This window comes from Nonomuraea sp. NPDC049625 (genome assembly GCF_040675285.1).
In the GTDB taxonomy this organism is placed as follows: Bacteria; Actinomycetota; Actinomycetes; order Streptosporangiales; family Streptosporangiaceae; genus Nonomuraea; species Nonomuraea angiospora_A.
Genome location: NZ_JBFAOQ010000014.1, coordinates 80,239 through 105,291 on the forward strand (window position 1 = coordinate 80,239; position 25,053 = coordinate 105,291).

19 protein-coding genes are annotated in these 25,053 nt (G+C 68.1%); 6 read left to right on the forward strand and 13 right to left on the reverse strand.

The features are described 5' to 3' along the window. Positions 1-2: 2 nt before the first annotated feature. From AB0J87_RS44575 to serB, 4 genes are all read left to right on the forward strand, one after another. Positions 3-659, forward strand: coding sequence for an SDR family oxidoreductase (locus tag AB0J87_RS44575; RefSeq protein WP_363976881.1), 657 nt, complete (start codon positions 3-5; stop codon positions 657-659). Next, positions 656-1,666, forward strand: a complete 1,011-nt coding sequence (locus AB0J87_RS44580; protein ID WP_363976884.1) for an S-adenosylmethionine:tRNA ribosyltransferase-isomerase — start codon at positions 656-658, stop codon at positions 1,664-1,666. Before AB0J87_RS44575 ends, AB0J87_RS44580 begins: the two co-directional genes overlap by 4 nt. A 101-nt stretch (positions 1,667-1,767) precedes the next feature. After that, positions 1,768-2,304 (forward strand): hypothetical protein, encoded by a 537-nt coding sequence (locus AB0J87_RS44585; RefSeq protein ID WP_363976887.1) that lies wholly within the window; start codon positions 1,768-1,770, stop codon positions 2,302-2,304. Positions 2,305-2,441: 137 nt separating this feature from the next. After that, the gene (gene serB / locus AB0J87_RS44590; protein ID WP_350739638.1) at positions 2,442-3,665 is read left to right on the forward strand and encodes a phosphoserine phosphatase SerB; all 1,224 of its coding nucleotides are present in this window, start codon (positions 2,442-2,444) and stop codon (positions 3,663-3,665) included. 140 nt (positions 3,666-3,805) lie between these two features. On the opposite strand, the gene AB0J87_RS44595 is transcribed toward serB, so the two are convergent. The 4 genes from AB0J87_RS44595 to AB0J87_RS44610 form a co-directional block, all read right to left on the reverse strand. Continuing rightward, the gene (locus AB0J87_RS44595) at positions 3,806-4,279 is read right to left on the reverse strand and encodes a histidine phosphatase family protein (protein WP_350739636.1); all 474 of its coding nucleotides are present in this window, start codon (positions 4,277-4,279) and stop codon (positions 3,806-3,808) included. Positions 4,280-4,767: 488 nt separating this feature from the next. After that, complete coding sequence (locus AB0J87_RS44600) at positions 4,768-7,083, reverse strand: sodium-translocating pyrophosphatase (RefSeq protein WP_363976891.1); 2,316 nt, start codon at positions 7,081-7,083, stop codon at positions 4,768-4,770. Between the two features lie 1,019 nt (positions 7,084-8,102). After that, positions 8,103-8,522 carry an ATP-binding protein gene (locus tag AB0J87_RS44605; RefSeq protein ID WP_350739630.1) on the reverse strand — a complete coding sequence of 140 codons (420 nt, stop codon included), beginning with the start codon at positions 8,520-8,522 and terminating at the stop codon, positions 8,103-8,105. 1 nt (position 8,523) lies between these two features. Further along, on the reverse strand, positions 8,524-8,874 hold the full coding sequence (locus AB0J87_RS44610) for an STAS domain-containing protein (RefSeq protein WP_043629845.1): 351 nt from the start codon (positions 8,872-8,874) through the stop codon (positions 8,524-8,526). Between the two features lie 409 nt (positions 8,875-9,283). Here AB0J87_RS44610 and AB0J87_RS44615 point away from each other — a divergent pair, with 409 nt between their 5' ends. After that, a complete protein-coding gene (locus AB0J87_RS44615; protein WP_363976895.1) occupies positions 9,284-11,770 on the forward strand; it encodes a DEAD/DEAH box helicase in 2,487 nt (828 codons plus the stop codon). A gap of 305 nt (positions 11,771-12,075) precedes the next feature. Here AB0J87_RS44615 and AB0J87_RS44620 read toward each other — a convergent pair whose 3' ends face one another. Continuing rightward, positions 12,076-13,746 (reverse strand): hypothetical protein, encoded by a 1,671-nt coding sequence (locus tag AB0J87_RS44620; protein WP_363976898.1) that lies wholly within the window; start codon positions 13,744-13,746, stop codon positions 12,076-12,078. 782 nt (positions 13,747-14,528) lie between these two features. Here AB0J87_RS44620 and AB0J87_RS44625 point away from each other — a divergent pair. Next, on the forward strand, positions 14,529-15,269 hold the full coding sequence (locus AB0J87_RS44625) for a class I SAM-dependent methyltransferase (protein WP_363976901.1): 741 nt from the start codon (positions 14,529-14,531) through the stop codon (positions 15,267-15,269). Positions 15,270-15,298: 29 nt separating this feature from the next. Here AB0J87_RS44625 and AB0J87_RS44630 read toward each other — a convergent pair whose 3' ends face one another. From AB0J87_RS44630 to ssd, 8 genes are all read right to left on the reverse strand, one after another. Then, a complete protein-coding gene (locus tag AB0J87_RS44630) occupies positions 15,299-15,787 on the reverse strand; it encodes an Rv3654c family TadE-like protein (protein ID WP_363977565.1) in 489 nt (162 codons plus the stop codon). Continuing rightward, a complete protein-coding gene (locus tag AB0J87_RS44635) occupies positions 15,693-16,085 on the reverse strand; it encodes a TadE family type IV pilus minor pilin (protein ID WP_363976904.1) in 393 nt (130 codons plus the stop codon). Before AB0J87_RS44635 ends, AB0J87_RS44630 begins: the two co-directional genes overlap by 95 nt. Continuing rightward, positions 16,082-16,567, reverse strand: coding sequence for a DUF4244 domain-containing protein (locus AB0J87_RS44640; protein WP_363976907.1), 486 nt, complete (start codon positions 16,565-16,567; stop codon positions 16,082-16,084). Before AB0J87_RS44640 ends, AB0J87_RS44635 begins: the two co-directional genes overlap by 4 nt. A gap of 418 nt (positions 16,568-16,985) precedes the next feature. Further along, on the reverse strand, positions 16,986-17,261 hold the full coding sequence (locus AB0J87_RS44645) for a hypothetical protein (RefSeq protein WP_363976910.1): 276 nt from the start codon (positions 17,259-17,261) through the stop codon (positions 16,986-16,988). Between the two features lie 2,614 nt (positions 17,262-19,875). Continuing rightward, complete coding sequence (locus tag AB0J87_RS44650; RefSeq protein WP_363976913.1) at positions 19,876-20,664, reverse strand: type II secretion system F family protein; 789 nt, start codon at positions 20,662-20,664, stop codon at positions 19,876-19,878. Positions 20,665-21,283: 619 nt separating this feature from the next. Further along, a complete protein-coding gene (locus tag AB0J87_RS44655; RefSeq protein WP_363976916.1) occupies positions 21,284-21,991 on the reverse strand; it encodes a type II secretion system F family protein in 708 nt (235 codons plus the stop codon). A 22-nt stretch (positions 21,992-22,013) separates the two neighbouring features. Then, positions 22,014-23,198, reverse strand: a complete 1,185-nt coding sequence (locus tag AB0J87_RS44660; protein ID WP_363976919.1) for a TadA family conjugal transfer-associated ATPase — start codon at positions 23,196-23,198, stop codon at positions 22,014-22,016. Further along, positions 23,195-24,235, reverse strand: coding sequence for a septum site-determining protein Ssd (gene ssd, locus AB0J87_RS44665; RefSeq protein WP_363976922.1), 1,041 nt, complete (start codon positions 24,233-24,235; stop codon positions 23,195-23,197). The genes AB0J87_RS44660 and ssd overlap by 4 nt, the downstream gene beginning before the upstream one ends. Positions 24,236-25,053: the final 818 nt, after the last annotated feature.

Below are 25,053 nucleotides of genomic sequence, written 5' to 3' on the forward strand. Positions count from 1 at the left end.
CCATGACGAACACCGCACTCATCACCGGCGCTTCCCGCGGTCTCGGACTCGCCCTGGCGAGGTCTCTGGCGGGCGCCGGCTGGAACCTCGTGCTCACCGCCCGCGGCGCGGACGACCTGGAGCGGGCCGCGGCCGAACTGGGCGCCGTCGCGATCCCCGGCGACGTGACGGAGCCCGCGCACGTCGAGCGGCTGGCCCGGGCGGCGCCCGAGCTGGACCTGCTGGTCAACAACGCCAGCGACCTCGGCGTGACGCCGCTGCCGCCGCTGGCGGGCTACCCCCTGGAGGCGTTCAGGGTGCTGCTGGAGACCAACGTCACCGCCCCGCTGGCGCTGATCCAGGCCACGCTGCCCGCCCTGCGCGCGGCGGGCGGAGCCGTCGTGAACATCACCTCGGACGCCGCCACGGGCGCGTACGAGGGCTGGGGCGGCTACGGCGCCACCAAGGCGGCCCTGGAGCAGCTCTCCAACGTGCTGTCGGCCGAGGAGCCCGTGGTCCGGGTCTGGTGGGCCGACCCCGGCGAGATGAACACCCGCATGCTCGCCGACGCCGTGGGCGCCGACGAGGCCGCGGGCGCCACCGACCCCGCCAAGGTGGCCGCGGCGCTGCACGACCTGGTGCGGTCCCGTCCGGCCAGCGGCAAAGTGAGCCTGCAATGACCGTCGCGCTCGACTTCGCGCTTCCGCCGGGCCTGTCGGCGAGCGAGCCGCCCGAGGCGCGGGGGATGTCCAGGGACGCGGTACGCCTGATGGTCTCGCGCGGCGACCTCGCCCCCTCGCACCACCACTTCGTCGACCTGCCGGGACTGCTCGACCCCGGTGACCTGATCGTCGTGAACAACTCGGCGACCCTCCCCGCGGCCGTCCGGCTCGACCGCCTGGCCGTGCACTTCTCCACCGCCAGGGAGGACGGCACCTGGCTGGTCGAGCTGCGCCGCCGTACCGCCACCGCCTCCGAGCCCTACGGCGGTGGTGAGCCCGGCGAGTGGCTGCCGCTGCCGGGGCGGGCCACGCTGCGGCTGATCGAACGCGAGACGCCGCGGCTGTGGCGGGCGTCGCTGGACCAGGAGGTGGAGCCGTACCTGCGGGCGCACGGGGCGCCGATCCGCTACTCGTACGTGAGCGGGGACTGGCCGATCGAGGCGTACCAGACCGTGTTCGCGACCGTGCCGGGGAGCGCGGAGATGCCGAGCGCGGCGCGGCCGTTCACCGCGGAGCTGGTGACGGCGCTCGTGGCGCGCGGGATCGGGATCGCGCCGATCACCCTGCACACGGGGGTGGCCTCGCCGGAGAAGGACGAACCGCCCTACGCCGAGCGGTACGAGGTGCCGGAGGCCACGGCGCGGCTGGTCAACCTGGCGCGCGAGAGCGGCAACCGGGTGGTGGCCGCGGGCACCACCGTCGTACGGGCGCTGGAGACGGCCGTGGGGGCGGACGGGCTGGTCAGCGCGGCCGCCGGATGGACCAGGCGCATCGTCACGCCCCAGAGCGGCGTACGGGCCGTCACGGGGTTGATCACCGGGCTGCACGAGCCGCGCTCCAGCCACCTGCTGATGCTGACCGCGATCGCGGGCGAGACGGCGCTCGCGCGGGCCTACGGGGAGGCGCTACAGAACGCATATCTGTGGCACGAGTTCGGTGACACGCACTTGATTCTGAAGAAATAGTCTTTACATAGATTTTGCCAACATGATAGGAACAGCGGGCATTTACGGGGGCTTCAAGTGTGTGCGCCTCCCCGTGACCACTTCCTCACCGGAGACGTTTAATGCGTAACCTGACCAAGGCCGCGTCGCTGGCATTGCTGGCGGCTGCCCTGCTTGTCCCGGCTGTTCCGGCTTCCGCTTCCACCACGACGGCCGCCGACGAGCCGTTCTCGGTCTTCGACGTCAAAGTGAAGGCTGCCAAGACGGCCAAGGCCGGCGGCAAGCTCAACTTCAGCATCGTCGCCACCAACAAGGGGCCCTACCAGGCCGACGCCTACTTTGTCGGCGGCGAGTTCCCCAAGGGGGTCGACCTCAGGCGGATCATGTACCGCACGAGCGTCAAGGGCACCGAGTGCGGGCTCGAGGGCCGCGCGTTCTTCTGCTTCCTGCCCGAGATCCTGGAGAAGGGTGACTCCATCTCCCTGATCTTCGAGACCAAGCTCAAGAAGACGGCGACCGGCACGCAGACCGCCAAGCTCGGCGTGATCTCCTACGACGTCCAGACGGGCATGGAGAACATGAGCAAGGAAGAGCTCGACCGGCTCGGCATCCCCGAGCACGGCTACGTGAAGACGGTCAAGACCAAGATCGTCCGCTAGTACGCCGTTCCCCTGGAACGTTTCGAGCCACTGGAACGTTTCGAACCGCGTCCTCCGTGACGTTCACCGCTGCGCCCGCGCCCGAATGCCCGCCCTGCTTCGCGAGCATCGGGCCGGGCGCAGTACCGTGGCTGGATGTGGACCAGCGCAGCCTCCTGATCACCCTGACCGGCCCCGACCGGCCCGGCGTCACCTCGCGGCTTTTCTCCGTTCTGTCTGCCTTTCCAGTGACTGTGGCGGACATCGAACAGGTCGTCATTCGCGGCCGGCTCACGCTCGGCGTGCTCGTCACGTACGCCGGCGGCCCCCCGACAGGCACCGGCACGACCCTCGGCGCCATGTGGACCGCGGTCGAGCAGGTGGCCGAGGACCTTGGCATGGAGGTGGAGCTCTCCACCGGCTCCCAGACCAAGGAGCAGCGCCGCCGCGGCCGCCTGTCGGTCAGCGTGCTGGGCGCCACGCTCCAGCCCGCCGCCATCGCGGGCATCGCCGGGCGCATCGCCGCCGCCGGCGCGAACATCGACCGCATCGAACGCCTCGCCCAATGGCCCGTCACCTGCATCGAACTGTCCGTCTCCGGCGCGGACCCCAGCTCGTTGCGGGTCGAGCTGGCGGCCGAGGCTGCCGTCCTGGCGGTGGACGTGGCCGTGCAGCGCACCGGCCTGTCGCGGCGCGCCAAGCGGCTGATCGTCATGGACGTCGACTCGACCCTCATCCAGGGCGAGGTCATCGAGCTGCTCGCGGCCCACGCCGGATGCCTGGACGAGGTCGCCAAGGTCACCGAGCAGGCCATGCGCGGCGAGCTCGACTTCGCCGAGTCGCTGCGGCGCCGGGTGGCGCTGCTGGAGGGGCTGCCGGCCGAGGTGTTCGAGGAGGTGCGCAAGGAGGTCGTGCTCACGCCCGGCGCCCGCACCCTGGTTCGCACGCTCAAGCGGCTCGACTACCGCTTCGCCATCGTCAGCGGCGGATTCACGCAGATCACCGACGGGCTCGTGGAGGAGCTCGGGATCGACTACTCGGCGGCGAACGTCCTCGAGGTCATCGACGGCCGGCTGACCGGTCGCGTCGTGGGTGAGATCGTGGACCGGCCGGGTAAGGCGCGGGCGCTGGAGCGGTTCGCGAAGGAGGCCGGCCTGCCGATCTCTCAGACGGTGGCCATCGGGGACGGGGCCAACGACCTCGACATGATCGCCGTGGCCGGGCTGGGGGTGGCGTTCAACGCCAAGCCGGTGGTGCGGCAGGCGGCCGACACGGCGGTCAACACTCCCTACCTCGACTCGATCCTCTACCTGCTGGGGATCTCCAGGGACGAGGTGGAGGCGGCGGACGCAGAGGACGGCGCCACCCTCACCGCAGGCTGACCCTCACCCGGCAATGCCCATCCTGGGGCCCCAGGATGGGCCTCCAGCCCTCCAGCCGGCTCCAGCGCCCCCTGGTGGACCCTCGGCGCTCCTGCGGGCCCTCGACGCTCCTGCGGGCCCTCCGTGCTCCTTGGGGTCCTTCAGCCCTCCTGCTCCTTAGGGTCCCAGAGCGTCACCAGGCGCCCCTCACCCATCCAGAGCTCATCCCAGTCGGGCTCCACCTCGATCACCGCGAACGCGCCCGGCCGGAACACGTACTCTCCTCCGGCCAGCCCCACGGCCAGCTCGTGCACGCCCGGGTTGTGCCCGCACAGCACCACGGTGCTCGCCTCGGGATCGACCCGGCGGACCAGCTCCAGCAGCTCATCGGGATACGCCTCGTAGATGTCCCGCTCGTAGCTGATCTCCACCTCGGGAAAGGCGATCTCGGCGGTGCGCTTGGTCCTGAGCGCCGGCGAGCACAGCACGACGTCCGGATTGAGCCCGGCCGCCCGTATCTCGTCGCCAGCCCGCTTGGCGTCCCGCTCGCCCCGCCCGGTCAGCGGCCGCTCCCGATCTGCCAGCCCGGGAACGTGGGCGGCCTTCGCATGCCGCAGCACAATCAAGGTTCGCACCAGATCACCCCGTCCTCGAAGCCCAGACGGCCAGCCCGACGATCACGGCCAGGATGACGAGCATCCCCAGCAGAATGAGGCCCAGGGTCTTCCCACCGCTGGGCTGCTTGTCACCTTTCACGCGCCCAGTTTCCCACCGAGCCACCCCGCCCCCACGCCCGCCTTCACCCCCACCACCCCACGCCCTGCCGCCGGGTCCGCAACCCGCAGGCCCATGCACCCGCACCCGCCGCGCAGCACGTACCCCGCATATCGCCACCACGTCCAAGCGCCGCGCACACCCTCACCACCGCCGAGCCCGCACCTCCCGCACGCCGGCACCCCGCAGACCCCGGCACGCCGCACCTCATCCCACCTGACGAGACACCCTCGATCGCGTCGCCCGCCGCAGGAGCCGACGATTAGCGGCCCCGGACGTCCGACCCGGAAAGACGAGACGCCCGCCCCTACGCAGTAGGGCGGGCGTCTCTCCAGGGTATTGCGGCGTGTTACGAGGCCACGGGCTGGTGCTCGCGGTTGTCGTTGTTGGCCGGTTCGGTGCTCACGGAGCGCCGCTTGGACACCACGATGGCCCCTACCACCACGGCCACCGCCACCACCGTGACGCCGATCCGCAGGGCCGGGTTGCCCGCATACAGCACCACCGCGGGCGCGACCAGCAGCGCCACCAGGTTCATCACCTTGATCAGCGGGTTGATGGCAGGCCCGGCCGTGTCCTTGAACGGGTCGCCGACCGTGTCGCCGATGACGGTGGCGGCGTGCGCCTCCGAGCCCTTGCCACCGTGGTGACCGTCCTCCACCAGCTTCTTGGCGTTGTCCCACGCGCCACCGGAGTTCGACAGGAAGACGGCCATCAGCGTGCCGCACGCGATGGCCCCCGCGAGGAAGGCGCCCAGCGACGCGTACCCGAGGGCGAACCCGACCGCGATCGGCGTCATGACCGCCAGCAGACCGGGCGTGGCCAGCTCGCGGAGCGAGTCACGGGTGCAGATGTCCACGACCCGGCCGTACTCCGGCGTCTCCGAGCCGTCCATGATGCCCGGCTTGTTGCGGAACTGGTCGCGTACCTCGAAGACCACGCGCATCGCGGCCCGTCCGACCGCCATGATCGCGAGCCCCGAGAAGAGGAACACGACCGCGGCCCCGATGATCAGGCCGACCAGGACGTTCGGCTGGTCGATGCTGAGGCTGAAGGTGGCGAACTCGCCGAGCGCGGACTTGACCGCCCCGCTCGCCTTGGCCAGCTCGCCCTCCACCGCGGTGCGGAAGGCGCCGAACAGCGCGGTCGCCGCCAGCACGGCCGTGGCGATCGCGATGCCCTTGGTGATGGCCTTGGTGGTGTTTCCGACCGCGTCCAGGCTGGTGAGCACGCGGGCGCCCTCGCCCTCGACATCGCCCGACATCTCGGCGATGCCCTGGGCGTTGTCGGAGACCGGCCCGAACGTGTCCATGGAGACGATGACGCCGACCGTGGTCAGCAGCCCGGTGCCCGCCAGTGCCACCGCGAACAGCGCGATCGTCACGTTCCCGAACCCGAGCAGGAACGCGCCGTAGACCGCGCCGCCGATGACCAGGGCGGAGTAGACGGCCGACTCCAGGCCGACGCTGATGCCGGCCAGGATGACGGTGGCCGGACCGGTGGCCGAGCTCTCGCCGATCTCGCGTACGGGACGGCGGTTGGTCTCGGTGAAGTAGCCGGTCAGCAGCTGGATGGCGCTGGCCAGCACCAGGCCGATGAGCACCGCGCCGATGGCGATGAGCCGCGGGTTGGCGTCGGACTGCTCGGTGGCGCCGGTCAGGCCGCTGAAGCTGTCGGGCAGATACAGGAACGCGGCCACGGTGACGAGCACCGCGGAGATCGCGGCCGAGATGAAGAAGCTGCGGTTGATCGCCGACATGCCGTTGCGGTCGCGGTCGCGCATTCCGGTGACGAAGATGCCGATGATCGCCGTGATCACGCCGACCATGGGGACGATCAGGGGGAAGACCAGCCCCTGCTCGCCGAAGGCCACCTTGCCCAGGATGAGGCTGGCGACCAGCATGACCGCGTACGACTCGAACAGGTCGGCCGCCATGCCCGCGCAGTCACCGACGTTGTCGCCCACGTTGTCGGCGATGGTCGCGGCGTTGCGCGGGTCGTCCTCCGGGATGCCCTGCTCGACCTTGCCGACCAGGTCGGCGCCGACGTCGGCGGCCTTGGTGAAGATGCCGCCGCCGACTCGCATGAACATCGCGAGCAGCGCCGCCCCGAACCCGAATCCCTCGAGCACGCCAGGGGCGTTGCCCTGGTAGATGAACACGACCACGGCCGCACCGAACAGGCCGAGGCCCACGGTGAACATCCCGGCCACGCCGCCGGTGCGGAACGCGATGCGCATGGCGCGCTTCTCGCCCGAATCGTTGGCCGCGGCGGCGACACGGACATTTCCGCGCACGGCCAGCCACATGCCCATGAAGCCGGTCAGTGCGGAGAAGACCGCACCAACCACGAAGAAGATCGAACGTCCGACGACTACGTCCGTTTCCCCCGGTAGCAGGAGCAACAGGATAGGTATTGCGACGACGAAGATCGCCAATGTGCGGAACTGGCGCGCCAGATAAGCGGCGGCGCCTTCTTGTACGGCACGCGCGATGTTCTGCATGCGCTCCGTGCCTTGGCCGGCGGACAGCACTTCGCGCACCAGGCCGCCTGCGACGGCTAGTGCGATCAGTGCGACCGCGGCGACCACGATCACGATGGTGAGATTGTTTCCACTCAGGGCCAGATTGGACGCTGGCTCCGCTGCCAGCATGTGCCTGCTCATCGTTCTCCTCGGCAAGACCGGTCGTCCTGCCCGGGCGGTGCTGCAGTTTTCCTCGGCGGGTGTTGCGGCACCATCCGGGTTGTGGGTGCCGCTTCCGGTTGAATCCGCGTTCCGCCGGATCACCTTGGCCGGTGCCGGGAGTCTACGCAGGCACTGAACGGATATGAAGGCTCTCGAGGTGGCTATTTGTGCGCGCGTCCAGTAATCCCCTGACAGCGGGCCGGTTTGCGGCCTGACAGGCGAAATTTCCCCGGGTTTAAGGTCATGAAAACCTCCGGATAGTGCCGGACCGAAACTTGGGCTGCCTGGACCGATGCTGGAGGGACCTGAGAGGCGGAGGCCGACCACCGAAACGACCGCCCACCATGGTCGCCGCCACCTGCCACCGCCACCCGACCACGGCACCACCGCCCAGGACACGGCACGCGGGCCCCGTACCCGCGACCGCCCCACCGGGCCCCTGCGGACACGGCCACATCAAGGGCCCGCCCGCGCCGCGAACCGCACCTCATCCGACGACCGGAATCGCCCACCGCCCCTGTCACCGGGACCCGCCACGCGACGACCGGAACCGCCGTCCGCCCGTCGGGGCCACCCGTAGGGCCGACTCCGCCCCACGAACCCACTCGCCCCACGCGACAGCCCGCCCACAAACCCGAATTGCCCGTCGAGGCCACCAGCGGGGCCGACCCCGCTCCACGAACCCACTCGCCCCACGCGACAGCCCACCCACAAACCCGGTTTGCCCATCGAGGCCACCAGCGGGGCCGACTCCGCTCCACGAACCCCGCTCGCCCCGTAGGGCCGGCGGAAGGCGGAAGCCACGGTGCCCGTGCGCCGTGACGGTGGCCGGTCACGTGCGGGTCAGCGGGCGTCTCCCTGGAGGCGCTCAGCCACGTGCGGCGGGTGGCGCCGCCCGTGCTCCGCCGTACAAGATGGGGTTTTTGAGCACAGAACAGCCGCACGCCGGGCGCCACAAAGGGACGCCCGGCGGAACGAGGCGGGACGGCGGAGCCCGCTCAGACCTTGGCGGTCGCGGGCCAGCTCATGCGGATGTTCGTGCCCTTCGGGCTGGGGAAGATCTCGACGTCGTCGGCCAAGCCCTCGATGACCGCGAGGCCGAAGCCTGACATGAACGAGTCAGAGAGCATGCCCAGATCGAGGGGTTGCTCCTGCTTGATCTCATCGCTGGGGGCCTGGTCGCTGACCGTGACTTCGAAACGCCCGGAGTCGTCACGCAGCTCGATACGGATGGGCTCGCCCGGACAGTGGACGCGGTGCGCCTCGACTGCCCGGGAGCAGGCCTCACCCACAGCGAGCCTGACCTCGTCCAACAGGGACTCCTCCACGCCGGTGCGGCGAGCGATCGCCGTCGCCACCAGCCGCGCGGTCCGCACATGGGCGGGAAGAGCGCTGAACGTCAGCTCGACGGTAGCCATGCTACTTGTCTTTGCCGTGAGCTTCCTTGGCCTCGTCGACCGAAGCGTAGATCCCGAAGACCTTGGTCAGACCGGTAATCCGGAAGATCTTCAGGATGCGCTCCTGCGTGCAGACAAGCTCGAGCGAGCCGTCGTGCGCACGAACCCGCTTGAGCCCCCCGACCAGGACGCCAAGGCCCGTGGAGTCGAGGAAGTCCACCTTCTCCATGTTGACGAGCAGGTGGAAGTTGCCCTTGTTCACCAGGTCGATGAGGAGCTCACGCAATCTCGGCGCCGTGTAGACATCGATCTCACCCTCGACCTCCACGATGGTGAGTCGGTCTTCGGTGCGGTGATCCAACTTCAGATCCACAGATCCTCCAGCGCCTCGCCTGCGAAACTACTCTCTTGGGACTGGCAATCTGGAGCGTGGCCCCAGATCGTCCGACCCTGACGCGCGGCATTCAACCATGCGTCTGGCTTGTGTCTATACGAAATCACGATTCCCGGCGACTTTGCCCATCGATGCAAGACTGGAAACAGTGACTTCCTCCGCATCCTCCCCACAACAGGCGGGTCCACTCCTCCGCCACCTGCTCGGTGTTCCCGCACGTCATGAGCGTGTCACCCATGTGGAGCATGTTCCAGCACGTCGGGCGGGTCAAGCGGGATGGCCCAAATGGACGCCAGAAGTACTTGTTACGCGCTTGGCGAACCGCGGGGTGACAGGACTCTGGCCTCACCAGTACGAGGCCGCCGACCTGGCATTCCGTGGCCGAAACGTGATCATCTCAACGGGTACGGCGTCCGGGAAGTCGCTGGCGTACCTCACTCCCGCCGTCGCCTCATGCCTCGACGGCGGCACGATCCTCTACCTGACCCCGACCAAGGCCCTGGCCGCCGACCAGCTGCGCGGCCTGCGCGAGCTGCGCATCACCCAGCTTCGCGCGGCCTGCTTCGACGGCGACACGCCGTTCGAGGAACGTACGTGGGTGCGCCAGCACGCCAACTACGTCCTGACGAATCCGGACATGCTGCACCGCAGCATCCTCCCCCGCCACGCTCAGTGGTCCTCGTTCTTCCGCCGGTTGCGCATGGTCGTCATCGACGAGTGCCACGGCTACCGCGGCGTCTTCGGCTCCCACGTCGCGCAGATCCTGCGCCGCCTGCGCCGCGTCTGCGCCCGTTACGGCTCGCGCCCCACGTTCCTGCTCGCGTCGGCGACCGCCAGCGAGCCGGGCGCGTTCGGGATGAGGCTGACGGGGCTTGAGATGGACGAGGTGACCGTGGACGCCTCGCCCAAGGGTTCCACCACCATCGCGCTGTGGGAGCCGCCCCTGACCGAGCTACGGGGCGAGGGAGGGGCTCCTGTGCGGCGGACGGCCACGGCGGAGGCGGCGGATCTGCTGGCGGACCTCGTCCTGGCCGACGTCCGCACGCTCGCCTTCGTACGTTCCCGCCGCGGCGCCGAAACGGTCGCCCTGACGGCCCGCGCCAAGCTCGCCGACGTGGCCTTCTCCCTCTCCACCCGCCACCCCCGCCCCTCCACCCCCCGCCGGCCGAACCCAACCCCGCCGGAATCGGACCCCACCCTCAACCACCAGCCAGGCACAGCAGAGCCTGCCGACACCACCCAGCCGGGCTTGCTGGAAACGGACCTCACCACCCAGCCGGGCCTGCTGGAAACGGACCTCACCACCCACCACCGACCACCCGCCCGCGCCACCCCGCCGGAAGCGGATCCCGCTCTCAGCCACCAGCCGGGCACAGCGGAGCCGACGGGCCCCGCCACGCCGGAACCATCCCGGACCACCAGCGGACTCTCCGGGACAACCCCGGCGGTCAGCACGTCAAAGCATGAGGGCCCGGCAACCGACCCGGCCTCGGAGAGCTCCCTCAGGTGGGCACTCCCAGACGCCCCCGCCCAGCCGGACTGGACCGACCTCCCCAACAAGATCGCCGCCTACCGAGCCGGATACCTCGCCGAAGACCGCAGGATCCTGGAGAAGGCCCTCCGCTCGGGCACGATCATGGGCCTGGCCACCACCAACGCCCTCGAACTCGGCGTGGACGTCTCAGGCCTGGACGCCGTGCTGATCGCGGGCTGGCCCGGCACCCGCGCCTCCCTCTGGCAGCAGGCGGGCCGGGCGGGCCGCGACGGCCAGGACGCGCTCGCCGTGCTGATCGCCAGGGACGACCCCTTGGACACCTACCTCGTCCACCACCCCCAGGCCCTGTTCGGCCAGCCTGTCGAGGCGATCGTCCTCGACCCCGACAACCCGTACGTCCTGGGCCCCCACCTCTGCGCCGCGGCCGCCGAGATCCCGCTGACCGACGACGACCTGCCCATCTTCGGCACCACCACCTCAACGGTCCTCGATGACCTGGTCTCCCAGGGTCTGCTCAGGAGGCGACCCGCGGGCTGGTTCTGGACCAAGCGGGAGCGTGCCACCGACCTCGCCGACATCCGAGGCGGCGGAGGCGCTCCCATCCAGGTCGTGGAGTCGTCCACCGGCCGCCTCCTGGGCAGCGTGGACGAACCGTCCGCGCACACGACGGTGCACACGGGCGCGGTCTACCTCCATCAGGGCGAGACCTTCCTGGTGGAGCTCCTGGACCTGGAGGCCGGGGTCGCCCTGGTGTCCAGCGCGACTCCGGATTTCACGACGTTCGCTCGCGACATCACCGACATCTCCATCCTGGCCACCCAGCGCTCCCATCCCCTGGGCCCCGGCACGCTCCACTTCGGCGAGGTGGAGGTGACCCGGCAAGTGGTCTCGTACCTCAAGAGACGTCTCCAATCAGGCGAGATGCTCGGCGACGAGCCCCTGGACCTGCCACCCCGTACCCTCCGCACCCGTGCCGTATGGTGGACGCTCCCCGCCTCGGCGGTCGCGCCGCTCGCCGAAGCGGGCATCGACCTCGGTGGCGCCGCCCACGCCGCCGAACACGCCTCCATCGGCCTGCTCCCCCTCTTCGCCACCTGCGACCGCTGGGACATCGGCGGCGTCTCCACCGAACTGCACGCCGACACGGGGCTGCTCACCGTCTTCGTGTACGACGGCCACGAGGGCGGGGCGGGTTTCGCCGAACGCGGCTACGCCCGTGCGGCCGAGTGGCTGACCGCCACACGAGAAGCCATAACCTCATGCGAATGCGAACGCGGCTGCCCCTCCTGCATTCAATCCCCGAAATGCGGCAACGGCAACGAACCCCTCGACAAACGAGGCGCCGTCCGCCTCCTCAACACCCTGCTGTCGCCTCAGTAAAACGCCAGGACATCCACGCGAGAACTGCCACCGATCGCGCGCCACCTGGCGCGCATTTTCCCGCGCGAGCGAGCGCCTGCCGTCCGTGAAATCGGGTCGGCCGGACCCGTTAGCCCGAGCACCCGGAACCCTCCGAAGCTGCCGTCCTGAGCACCCCGGAACCCTCCGAAGCTGCCGTCCTGAGCACCCCCGAAATCCTCTGGACCTGCCGTCCCGAGGACCCCGAACCCATCTCCACCTGCGCTGTCGCACGCCAACCCAGACCTCGGGCCCGGTCGATCGATAAGCCGAATCAAATAGCCGATTTAGCTTTCGCCGTCTCTATGCCGAGGACCCACAAAAGCGCGTTCCTCGCCTTCACCCTTGCCATCATCTTCGCCGGACCAGAAATCGGCCGCCCCCGGCTGCGGACGTTCCCAAAATCCGCTGTCCTCCATTGACCGAGGAGACGGCGGCAGATAATCATCCCAGCGATCCTCCATCCGCGCGGCGGGCCGAACGGGGGATACGTCGGGCTTGGGGACATCCGTGACTGCGGAACTGGGCAAGGTGATGCGAACTGGCCCCTGGCGGGTTTCCGGAACGTCTCGCACCTCCTCCACCGCCCCGAACGCGGCGGAAGCCTCCTCACGCTTCCGGTCGAGCGCGGGCGGCGCCGACGACCGTTCCGGAGTGACCCCTTCGGAACTCTCATCTGACACCAGCCGCTGATCCCGGGACTGATCGGGAACCCGAGTCTTGGCGACGGCCAGGATCACGGCGGGCCGCCGTCGGGGCGGGGCCGTGGTGACCGAAACGCTTTCGTTCGCGTGAGCGGCCTGAACCCCGCCGACCGGCGACGTGCTCACACCCGTGGTCGCTGCGGCCGTACCAGGCGCGGAGCTCTCACCCGTGGCGAGCGCCCGCCGCCGTGCCCAGGCCCCCGCATGAGCGCCGAACAGCAGCAGGAGGACACCCGCTGCGACGTAGAGGCCGTACTGGCCGAGGTTCCCGATCGGTGACTCGCTCGACTGCGCCTTCACGTCGGGCTGGACGGGAGCGGCGTCCGCGCCACTTTTCGCGTCGGATGGGCGCAGACCGCCCGTTTCGTCGGCCGTGGGGATCGGCAGGTTCCCGTTCGAGTCGGCGTCGGGTATTTCCGGAAGCTTGGCTGTCGTCCGCTTGTGTGTCGTCGGCTTCGTCGTCGGCAGGGTCTGTCTCTTGGCGGGCAGCGTGGGGAGCGGGTCGACGTTCTTGGTGGTCTTCGGGGTCCGGGTGCCGGCGGTCTTCTTCTTCGTCGGCGTGGGCGTCGGCGCGGCGGGAAAGGCGACGTACGCGGCGGCCGAATTGCCCGAGCCGATCGACCCGCCGTCGCCGTCACCCCTGAACGCCTTGACCGTGAACCCCACCTTCTGGCCCTTCGCCTTGGCCGGCACGGCGAGCACCGCCTGGCACGCGGACCCGGCGCACGCGCTGTCGGCGGGCAACCTTCCCACGATGCCGGACTGGCTGTTGGAGACCTCGTACGACTGCAGGTCAGGCTCCGAACCCTTGCTCCAGGTCAGCCGGACCTTGGCGCTGCCCTGCCGGGTCGCGTTCACGTTGCCCGGTGCCTCGGGCGGCCGCCGGAGCTTGAACGTGCTGCTCGCGTACCGGCTCCCCGTGAGCTCTCCCTTGAGGGTCACGGTGAAGGTCCCGTTCGGGACGTTGCCGGCGTCGAACGTGCCGGAGATCGTCTGACTCGCTCCCCCTCCGGCGACCTTCTGGCTGGGTGTGGAGGGCCCCTCGACGTAGAGGCCCATGGTCAGCTGCATTACGCCTGTTTGCGCGGAAACGGTCACAGACGAGCTCGAAAGCACCTGGCCGTCAGCGGGCGAGGTGATCTGTCCGGACGCGTCGGCCCGCCAGGTCACCGCAGCGGCCTGAGCGGTCCCGCCAAGCGCGATGGAGCCGGCCACGATCATCCCCGTGGCCACCACTCTGCCGACTACCGTCACGACGCTTCCCTCCATCGAGAGCCTCGCGCCGCCTGACCACCCCTGGGGCGTTCACGCGACGACCGGAAGTGCAGTCCGCCCGGCCGATACGGTCACCGACCGTCCCCGTCCCCGCACCCTAGCGACTTCGCTCCGGCGCTCACATGCGCCTTGTCACATACGGCATGGACTGAGGGTAAGCGGAACCTTACGGTACATACACAACTCTTGGACACCACGTCTAAGAACTCGTGACTGGATCGCGACCTAGCCCCGCAATCCCCAACCGCCACACCCGTTTTCCAGTCGATCAGTCGATTCATTCGCGCGTTTCACGTCAACCGAAATGTCGCCATTCACCACATTTACGCCCCAGCGACCATGCCACCCATTCGCCAGCGAAGCACCCACGGTCGGCTGGCCCACGAACGCGACAAGGACGGTGCGACGCGGGGCAACTCACCTGAAGCGGACCTCAAGCACAGACTGACCCCAGACACAGACCGACCTCGGGCGCAGACCAACCTCGGGCACAGACCGACCAGACACAGACCGACCTCGGGCGCAGACCAACCTCGGGCACAGACCGACCAGACACAGACCGACCTCGGGCGCAGACCGAGTGCGACCTCGGCCCTCACCACCTGCTCCTCGGCCAACACCGACACCCACCCACCTCCCTCCTTCGCTATCAGTTCCCCCGCCAGATCAACTCCCACGCCAGCCAGCCCGTCCCCACCCTCCGCCACCAGATCCTCGGCAACGAGGGCTCCGACAGGGTCACCGATCTACACTTCGGGGCCGTGGCTGAAACCAAGCGCGGTGGGTCCTTCTACGACGCACCCCAAGTCGTCGGGCAGTACCTCGGTCATCGGCATAGTGGCGTGTCGAGCCCCAACCATGTGATGGAGGAACCGGCTTTCCTGTCGGAACTGGGCGAGGTCGCGGGGCTTCGGGTGTTGGACCTCGGGTGCGGGGATGCGGCCATCGGACAAGTCCTGCTGGATGCCGGCTGTCGTAGCTACCTGGGATTGGACGGCTCCGCGGCGATGGTCGAGGCCGCCAACGCGGCGTTAGGCGGAACAGCCGGCCGCGTCGAACTGGTTGATATCGAGGACTTCTCCGCTCCGCCCTCTTCGTTCGATCTGGTTGTTTCGCGGCTGGCTTTTCACTATGTCGAGGATATCGAGCCGGTGCTGGCCGCTCTCCATGGATGCCTCTCACCCGGCGGACGCATCATTTTCACGGTCGTTCATCCGGTTCTGACATCGCACGACTCCGGCATTCGGGAGAAGCGAACGTCTTGGGTTGTGGATGACTACTTTCTCCAAGGGCCGCGGGAAAGGGAGTGGATGGGCAGCACCGTCACCTGGTTCCACCGCACTGTAGAAGATTATGTTGTCGCGCTCACGAAGGCAGGGTTTTCGCTGACCTCGCTGCGCGAGTGTGCACCTTGCGAGGATCGCTTTGCTGGGGATGCTGATGAGTTGGCCCGTCGGCGTCGCGTTCCGTTGTTTCTCCTGCTTTCCGGCATGCGCGCTTGATCACTAGGCGTGTACGCCACCGACGACGGTCAAGGAGCTATTTCCGCTGGACCGGCCCGAGATCTGGCCATGAGCGTACGGGGGCCTAATACCGGTAGTGAGATCGACAGCGAAGTCCAAACATCGGCGATTTCGTCAGTGATTTTGCATTGGGTCAGCTTCACGCCGTTCTGGCTGGCGAGGGTAGCGGCTCGAGCGCAGGCGGTTTCTGGATTGATTATCGCCAGTTTGGCCGCAGCAAGGGCGCTCAGGTCGGCAGCACTGTTTACGCGATGGCGTGCCACGCGTACCGAGCCCAGCGTGGCGAACGCCGTGGCCACCGCCATCAGAAGACCCATGAGAGCAACACCCCAGAGTGTGGCTGAGCCCTTTTCTTTAGTATTGATGGGAACCTCCTCGCCTGCCGGGCTCGTTTGCCTGTGGTTATGGGGAATATCCGGGCTCGGTGTCGGCGACAGCCGTGGCGGATATTTGTACTGCGGGCAATGATTGGGCCCAGGGTGGTCGTACTTCCACAGTGATCTGAACCTTCGTGGTTTCCGTGTCGCGGGTTACGGCTACCTGCGCACCCGGGCGGGTGGCCGTACGGGCTCGGATGATGACCTGGTCGAGGGGCTCGCCCCTGGCCGCGGCTCGCGCTGCCGCGCGGGCCACGTCCACGCACTCAAGTTGGGCACTGACGGCTTGGACGGCCCACAGCGCGGCTGCGAGGACGGCCATGAGCGCGGGCAGCATCGCGGCGGTCTCGGCCGTGACCGAACCCCGCGATGCCGACCGCTTCCTGCCCAGGGAGGTCCGCGCTTGGCGGACGGTCATCCGGTGGTGGTATTGAGTGCTCGATCGATAAGGGCTTTCAGCATTTCCTGGACCTCTGGACTGCTCACCACCTTGAACAAGAGGGCAGCGAATGCGCAGGCCGCAATCGTGCCTACTGCGTATTCGGCTGTGGACATGCCGCGCTCACGGTTGACCGTCGCGTAATGAAGCCATCGGTTGGCTCGCGTCGGAGCGGGGCGGGTGGCGAGCCCGGCCGCGGCCAGCTCGGATGATCCGATTTGCGTGCTCGCGCTGCTCTTGAGCGGGGTCGAGCTTTCCCTCAGAGACTTGGTCGAGGTCTCCCCTGACGGCCAGGCGGTCTGAGCGGTGGCTTCTGCGGCGGTGTTGAGGACTGACGGGGCGCTTCGGGTGATGTGGATGCGGCTGAGTGAGAACTTGCCGACTGTTTTGTTGCTCGATGTGGTGTGACTGCGTTCTGGGGTGGCTTTGATGGCGTCTGGCGTGGTGGCGGGACTGTGCATCGTGCCTCCAGGTAGTGCTCGGAGCCGGGGTCTTGTCCGGCGGGAGTCCTTAGATTGGCCGAAGCAGGGTCGCAGGAGAGGAACCGAACGGCATTCTGTGGAGGACGCTGAGTTTTCCACAATCAGGGGGTTGACATGGGCCTTTGCGGTTACGCAGTCACGTACTGGACTAGTTGGTCCGCGAGTGACCCGTTGTTCACGTTTTCGCAGGTCAGATCACTATCGGTGATCGTTTGCCTGATAGGGCCGCCTCGATGCAGCGGCCGGCCGTGCGGTAAGCGCCAGGCGTGCACCCGCGCGTTCTCGCTCGAAGCGATGACCAGTCCATCAGCCCTCGCCCTCGGACTCACCCGCCGCCGAGGCGACCGAGTGGCGCGCGGCCCCGAGCGGGTTACGCCCCCGCGTACCTGCCATCGACTCACCGGCCGCCGAAGCGACAGGGGCCGGCCGCCGCCCCGTTGATCGGGACCACGGCGGTCGCGCTCCAGCAGCGCACCCCACCGTCCTTGGCAATGCCGTAGGCCAGGCCCTCCACCCGCACCGGCATGCCCGGCACCAGGCGATGCTGCGCCCCCTCCAGGTTGAACTTGATCATGGTGGAGCCGCTGCCGTCCATCGCGAGCAGCTTCACCACCATGACCGGCTGACCGCCCTCGGTCACCTTGACCTTCTTGGTGGCGAAGTCCTTGGCCACAGCGGGCGCGGATGTGACCGTGAATCCGAGACCGCTCGTGTCGATCGGGAATCACATCCGTACCTCCCAGCATCTGGGGTGTCCCGGTGACACCCACGATGCCAGACCATAATCAACATGTGTTCGATTGATTTATTGCCATACTCGCACGGCATACCAGCGGCCCCAGCACCCCGGGGCGTGCTACGGCTGCCCCTCCTCCCGGACCGGAGCCGCTCATCACCGTTCCAGCATGGCCCGCGCCACCGAGCCGCAAAGGTTCGGCCACGAACCCCTCTGAGGGGAAATCCGGGGAAGGTGTCGAGGACTCATTGGGTTTACGGTTGCGAGGAGGGGTGCCTATGGAGGTATTCATCCGGCATCGGGCGCTCTGCTCTCCCCAGCCGCGATTCGCATGGGGGATCACTATGGCTATCCGCAACTATCTCGTCGGCGCGTCTATCCGCCTGATGCAACCCGGGCCAGGAGACGACTGGACGCACAGGCAGTCACGCCGCCGTTCCCGACGACGCGGCTACCGCCGCTGAGCGAACCAACAAGTCAGGGCGCCCACAGGGCGCTCTGACAGCTTGAGCGCCCCGAGCGCTGTGTGATGACCTTCCCTACTACATCAAGCCCGCCCGGCCGAGCCGGCCGCCGTCGCACGGCTTCGGGATGCTCTGATCCCGACTGCGCCAACTTCTCAGGAAGCTACATCCGCAGCATCGCTTTCCCGCTCACTCACACATGCTCAACGCGACTTCGCCGCTGCTCGCTACCTACCGCTGGCAGACGAACTCGCCGCGCTCCTCCCCGTTGCCTCAACCGCCTCACCCCCTGTCGAAATGGCCACCGCCGCACGCATCTACCACCTCACCACACGCACCCTGATCAAGCTCAGTGCTCCCCCCTACGCGTGGATCTCCGCCCACAAAGGCGTCGAAGTCGCGCAAGCCAGTTCCGACCTCCAAGCCATAGGGGAATGCCGGCGCGATCTGGTCAGCCTGCTCCATCGCGCCGCCGAGTATCGCAAGGCTCGCGACGTCGCTATCTCAGCCGCAGAATCCCTCCGGCCCCAGCTCGCCGAAGCAACACCTCACGCGTGGGAGGGAGGCCTACGGCGCTCTGCTCTCTACCGGCGCTATTGCCGCCGCTCGCCTTGAGGACCGACACTCAGCGCTCGACATGCTCACCGAAGCCGACGAGACCGCCGATCACGCCCCGAATCTCACTCTGGGCCATGGACACGTATCCATCTACAAGATGGGCGTCTCCATCGCGCTGGGAGACGCAGGCACAGCCATAGAACACGCCAAGGCAGTCATCCCCAATCAGATCCCGACGCTAGAGCGACGAGGCAGCGTTAAGTGATCAGGAGGCGATACAGAGGATGCGAGAAGCGTCGTTGCGTCCTTAGAGGCGGGGTCGGACGCGCGGGAAGTGTCCAGAAAGAGCGTTGCAAAGGTCCGTGGGCGGGTGGCCGCTCCAGCACTGGCCCTGCGTGTCAGTCAGATCCGCCTGGCCTCGCCATCGACAATGTGCCAGTGAGTTCTCCGCGTACACCGGTCTTCAAGGTGTCAGCGAGGTCTTCGGCAGATAAGTCTCTTGCTCCTTGACGTATCCCAAGCAGACCCTTCTTGTTGTGGATCTTCGATGCGCCGCCAGGCTACGAGTTCGTCACTTCTCTCCGCTTTCGCCGGTCATGAGCCTATTTACGTCCGCACCTACGGTGTCCGATTATCTCCTGCGGGAGAAACAACAGCAGCTTGCGCATGAAGAACTCCACCTTTGCTACAGGCGATGGCTGTCGTGGGCATGGGCTTTCTGTCATCGTATGCTCATACAGCCAAATCCGGCCCGTCACCAGACCCTACAATCCGTCTGAGCTGGCACAAAGGCAGGAATTCATGGACCTAGAGGCACAGATCCTCGAGTTGCTGTTGCACCTCCGCACGCTCAAAGCGGGCCAGTGCCACAGCAATGACGGCACCGCGACCAGCATGGCTCAGTTGAAGGCCGAGATCAGGAACGTCCAGATCGTGATAAGACAAGACCTCGCCGCTCTTGGCAGCGAGGGCACCGAGATGGCAGCTCTACGACGGCATATGAATGAGCACGTCACATCCCACCGACCACGATGCTGCAAAGACCCCACTAACGATCGAGCGCAGTGATCGATTGACGACTCAGGCTCAATCGCTGGCCGAACCTGCATGCGGATTGGCCTGATCTCTCCGGTCTGCGCCGAAAGCTCAGGCCATACCCGATATAGGGGCGGTTGCGTTTGGTTGGCTGCCCATTCGACGGCGGGCCCGCCGGGAAGGATTCTTCGGCGGTCGCTGCGTTGGCGAGGACTCCATGCCGGTGGGTGATGTGGAGGCGGCCTGGCGTGGTCGTTTGTCTGGATGGCCTTATGTTCCTCGATCGCGAGGCTCGGCGCTGGGCCGCAGGTGTTACCCCATATTGGTGATCAGCGACCCCATCTGGGGAACTCGGAAGAGGGGTGGGGTTGTGTGGGCTTTCGTCCGGTGTGCTGAGCGGACTTGATGTTGAGGGTTGATTTTCGCGAGTCCGGGGTTGACGAGGGTGATTCGTCGGCTCTTCTTGATCAGCTTGTTCCGGCAATGTAGGAGCTTCAGGGGATGATGATTGTGGAGGCCAGGCCGGCTATTACGGGGATGATTCCCAGCAGGACAAATGCCGGGAGGAAGCAGAGGCCGAGCGGGGCTACTGCTTTTACGCCGACGCTTCTGGCTGAGGCGACGGAATCGGCTCTGGCGGCTTCGCGGGCGTCGTCGGCCAGGCGGGTTAGCACGTCCGCTACCGGTGCGCCGCTTTGAGCCGCTCGGCTCATGGCTCGGGAGAGTTGGGCCGTGGCTGGGTCCTTGGCGAGCGTGGCCCAGGTGGGGTCAGGATCGGCGCCCAGGCGTAGTTGGGTGCTGACCCATTTCAGCCGCTGGCTGAGAGGCCCGCCGATCGCGTTGGCGGCGATTTCCGTGGCGTCGCTCGCCGGGCGGCCGGCGAGCAGGCATGCGGTCATCAAGTCGGCGGCGAATGGGAGGTCGGCCGCGATTCGGCGGCGGTCGTGGTGGGCCTGATGGGGTTGTCTCTTGTGGAGGAAGGCTGCGGCGGCTGGGGTGATCAGGAGGCCGGCGATGGTTCCGGGGATGCCGCCGATCAGGAGTGCGGTGAACAGGCCGGTGCAGGTGGCGATGGTGATTGTCTTGCGGGTGATGCCGGCTTGAGGGGGATCTTGCCAGAGTGGCTCGTCAGTGCGGGCTTGCGTTTGCTGGTTTGGATGTGGCCCTTGAGGGTGGGGCTTGGCTGGCGGGCGTAGTCGGGAGAGGCGTTCTGTTGGGGTTCGGGGAGAGGCCCACAGCCATATGGCCAGGCCGGCGAGCAAGGCGGAGAGCCATTCGAGCATTGGGCGGGGTCCGATCGGTTCAGTGGGGTGGGGCTTGGTGAGTGACCGCCGTGACCACCTTGGTGGGTGGCGCGCTTGGTGGGTGACGGGCCTGATGGGTGACGAGCCTGGTGAGTGGCCAGGCCTGGGCGATGGCGGACCTGATGAGTGGCCTGGTGGGTGGGGCTCTTGGTGACCGGGTCTGGCCGGTGGTCGGGCCTGGGCGGTGGTCAGGCCTGGGCGGTGGTCAGCCTGATGAGTGGCCTGGTGGGTGGGGCGCTTGGTGGACAGCTGGGCCTGGTGGACGCAGCCGCTGGGCCGGTGGCCGGGACCGGGCAGTGGTCTGGCCTGGGCGGTGGTCGGGCCTGGTGGATGGGGATTGGTGGATGGGGATTGGTGGGCGGGGGGTTCTGGGGGCTTTTCCAGCTGGGGGAGGAAGGTGAGTGGTCGGTTGCGAGTGGGCGGGGGCTTCTCAGCGTGTGGTCGGTTCTGAATGGGTGATGGTGCTGTGTGATTGGCGATGCCGTGGGGCCTGTTCCGTGTAGGTGGCGGTGCTATACGGGTGGGTGGCTGTTCGGCCTGTGCTTGGGTTGCTCGCTTGGGCTTGGGTCGGTGGTTGGGGCTGTGATTGGGGTGTTGGTTAGGTTTGCGCTTGGGTTGCCATGTGGTTGGTCCACCACAGGCCACAAGCGTCGAGGGCGATGCCTGCTATCAGGCACATGAGGCCGGGGAAGCTGCCCAGGAGGAAGTCCAGAGGGTGCATGTTGAGGGCGGCGGCCATGAGGAGGCCGAGGGCTGGGAGTACGGCCAGGAGGCGGGCTGTGGTGCGGGGGCCCGCGAGTTGGGCGGCGACGTCCTGGCGGTGGGTTTGGGCCGCACGCAACGTGCTCGCGACTCGCTCGACCAGTGCGGCCAGGCCCGCGCCTACCGTGACGCCTACTTCCCAGCAGGCCGCCAGTTGGCGGAGGCCCTCCCCGCCCTGCTGTGGGGCCGATGAGGTGAGGGCCGCGGAGACGTCGCCGCCGTCTCTTGCCGCGGCGATGACCGGGCGCAGGGTTTCTGCGGCTGGGAAGTCCACTGAGGCGATTGCCCTGGTCAGTGCCTCTCCTGGCGTGCGGCCGGCCGACAGCTCTGCTGACAGGGACTGGCACAGCTCGATTGATGCGTGTCGCCAGAGCTGCGCGCGGCGGGCGGGGGTAGGGCGGGTGAGGCGGGTGGTCAGGGATGTCCAGCGGGGTTTGTCCTTGCCTGTGACGAGCCTGGTCAGGCGGGTGGTGGGGGTGTCCGGGGCCGTCCACAGCCACACTGCGCAGGCTGTGGACAGTGCTGTTATGAGGGCGCCGGTCATCACGTGGCCTTGGTGGTGGGAATCATGGCTGGGCTCTTTGGGAGAGGGCGTCGTAGGCGGGGCCGGGTTGGGAGTTGCCCTTCGCGTCGAAGGTCAGGGCCGGGATCGACTCGACGAAGCCGGCTGACGTTCGGGAGAGCAGGCAGATCTCGGCTATGCGGCGTCGGCCGTCCGGGCGGCCGCGGGTCAGGTGGATGACCGCGTCGAGCGCCGCGGCCAGTTGGCTGTGTACGGCTTCCCTGGTCAGACCCGCTGCGCAGCCCAGTGCTTCCAGGCGAGGGGGTACGTCGGCGGCGGTGTTGGCGTGAAGGGTGCCGCAGCCGCCTTCGTGGCCTGTGTTGAGGGCGGCCAGCAGATCCACCACCTCGCTGCCCCTGACCTCCCCCACCACCAAGCGGTCCGGGCGCATGCGCAGCGCTTGGCGTACCAGGTCGCGCAGGCTCACACCGCCTGCGCCCTCCAGGTTCGCCGGGCGGGTTTCCAGGCGGACGATGTGGGGGTGGAGGGGGCGGAGCTCGGCTGAGTCCTCTACCAGGAGCAGGCGTTCTGCCGGGTCGGCGAGCGAGAGCAGGGCGGACAGGAGTGTCGTTTTGCCGGTGCCTGTGCCGCCCGTCACCAGGAACGCCAGCCTGGCGGTCACCATGGCGGTCAGCACCGGGATGGCGGATGGGGTGATCGTGCCCGCCGACACCAGGTCGTCCAGGGTGAACGTACGGCGTGGCGGAAGGCGTAGCGAGACGCAGGTGCCACCGGACGCCACCGGCGGAAGCACGGCGTGGAGGCGGACGCCGCCGGCGAGTCTGGCGTCCACGTACGGGGAGGCGTCGTCGAGTCTCCTGCCCGCGACGGACGCCAGGCGCTGGGCCAGCCGGCGTACGGCCCCGTCGTCCGCGAAGGTCACAGCGGTACGGCGTAGGCCGCCGCCATCGTCTATCCACACCTCGCGCGGGCCGTTGACCAGGACGTCTGTTACGTCTGGCCGGGCCAGGAGCGGCTCCAGGGGGCCGGCACCGATGAGGTCGGCGCAGAGTGCCCTGGCCACCGCGAGGATCTCCGCGTCGCCGTACACGGATTTCTCGGCTCGCAGGGCCACTGCCACCTGGGCGGCGCTGGGTTCCACGCCCGCTCTGGCCAGGCGTACGCGGACTGCTTCGACCAGTTCCTGGGACACCGCCCCTGCGGGTGTGGGCGATTTCAGGGTGCTCATGTCGGGAGGAGGTCTTGTAGGAGTGTGCTGCACAGGGCGCCCATCACGGTGCGGGGGCCCAGCTTGGGCAGCTCGCCCCGGTTGAGGGTGGCGGTGAGTCTCGGCTGGTCGGGCAGGGCGCCGGCGGACGGGATGCCCAGGGCGCCCGCGGCCATGTCGTCGTCCACCACGCCTGGGCGGAGGATCGCGCGGATGTCCGAGGTGTGCTTGCGGGTCTCGCCCAGCACCTGTACGGCCGAGAGGATGCCGCGTACGTCGGCCGTGGCGACCATCAGCGTGGTCTTCGCCCTGGTGAGAGCCTCGATCGCGGCTGGGTCGAGGTGGCGGGGGAGGTCGACGACTATCAGGTCGAAGCCTCGCTGGCCTGCCTCCAGGACGGAACGCATGGCTTGGGCGGGGATCGCCGCCACCTCACCTCTGTGGAAGGAGAGGACCGCCAGGTCGCCGAACGACGGCAGTGCGGCCTGAAGTGCGCTGGAGTTGATCCGGCCCTCTCTGGCGACCAGGTCTCCCCAGCGGGCGCCCGATGCCTCCTCGTGGCCCAACAGGGCGTCTATGCCGCCGCCCAGCGGGTCGGCGTCCACCAGCAAGGTCCGGAGGTGGTCTCCCGAGGCGCGCAGGGACAGGCACGCCGACAGCACGCTCGCGCCTGCCCCGCCTCGGCCGCCGATCACGCAGATCACGGATCCTGAGCGGGGGTCGGGCTCCATGGCGTCCGCCAGCCGCTCCACCAGGTGGCGCTCGTCGGTAGGGAGGGTCACGACGGCCTGGGCGCCCACGGCCACGCATTTTCGCCAGGTGTCCGGGTCGTCGGGGGCCCGGGTCACGAGGACTACCTGGTCTCGGGTGGGGGGTGAGCTCGCGGCCACGGCGTCTGCCTGGTCGGCGCCTACTGCTATCAGCGGGGCAAGGTTCCAGAACGGGCGGGCGTGGGCGGGGACGTGGGCCACGTCGAGTTGGGCGCCTGCTGCGGCGGCTATGCGGACCAGGTCGTCGAGCAGGGCGTGGTCTTCGGTGATGACCAGGGGGCGGTGCATGTCGGCCTCTCCGGGGGTGGTGTCGGGAGGCCCACCTTGCTGGAGGTGAGTGGGGTGGGGAGAGGGTGAACGGGGTTCTGGGGATTGCTGGGTGGGGTTGTGGTGGGCCTGTGGATAAGTGGCCTGGCCTAGAGGCGTCGGTGGGGATTGTGGTGCTGCTGTCGCGAAGGCGGTGAGGGGTGTCCGCAGGAGGGTGTGGGGTGTGCGGGGTGTGCCGGAGGTGCCAGAGGTGCTCGGTTAGCGGCGATCCGTGGGAGGGCGCAGTGGCGGGGGCACGGTGAGGTACGCCGTGAGAGGGCGCCGTGTCGGAGAGCGCTCGGTGGGAGGCGCTGGCGAAGGCCCGTAGCGGAGTGCGCTTGGCGAGTGAGACGCCGTGGGAGGGAGCGCGGTGGTGGCGGCGCTCGGTGAGAGGCAGGCCGTGGGAAGGCGCCGGGGCCGTGGGAGGGCGGGTGGCGCTGCGGAGGGCGAGTGACGGTGTGGAGGACGAGTGGCGGTGTGGAGGACGTGGTGTACGGACTTGGGGTGGAAAAGGGGCGACCCCCGCCGGGGGGGAGAGCGGGGGTCGCCTGATCGGTCCGGCTCCGGGGGGGTAGAGCCGGTCCCGTTTCAGAAGAAAGCTTTCATCACTTCACCAGAGCCTGGCAAGAGACCGGCAAAGGTCCCCCGTGCACGGTTGCTCCAGTTTCGGGCGATACCCCCGTATGCTGCCCGATGGACTCGAGTTTCGTCGAGGAGCAATCTCGCATTTTCGCCAAGTTTTTTGTCTGCGCCATAACGATCACATAAAGACGGTCACTCTCTGTAATCATCACAGGTTG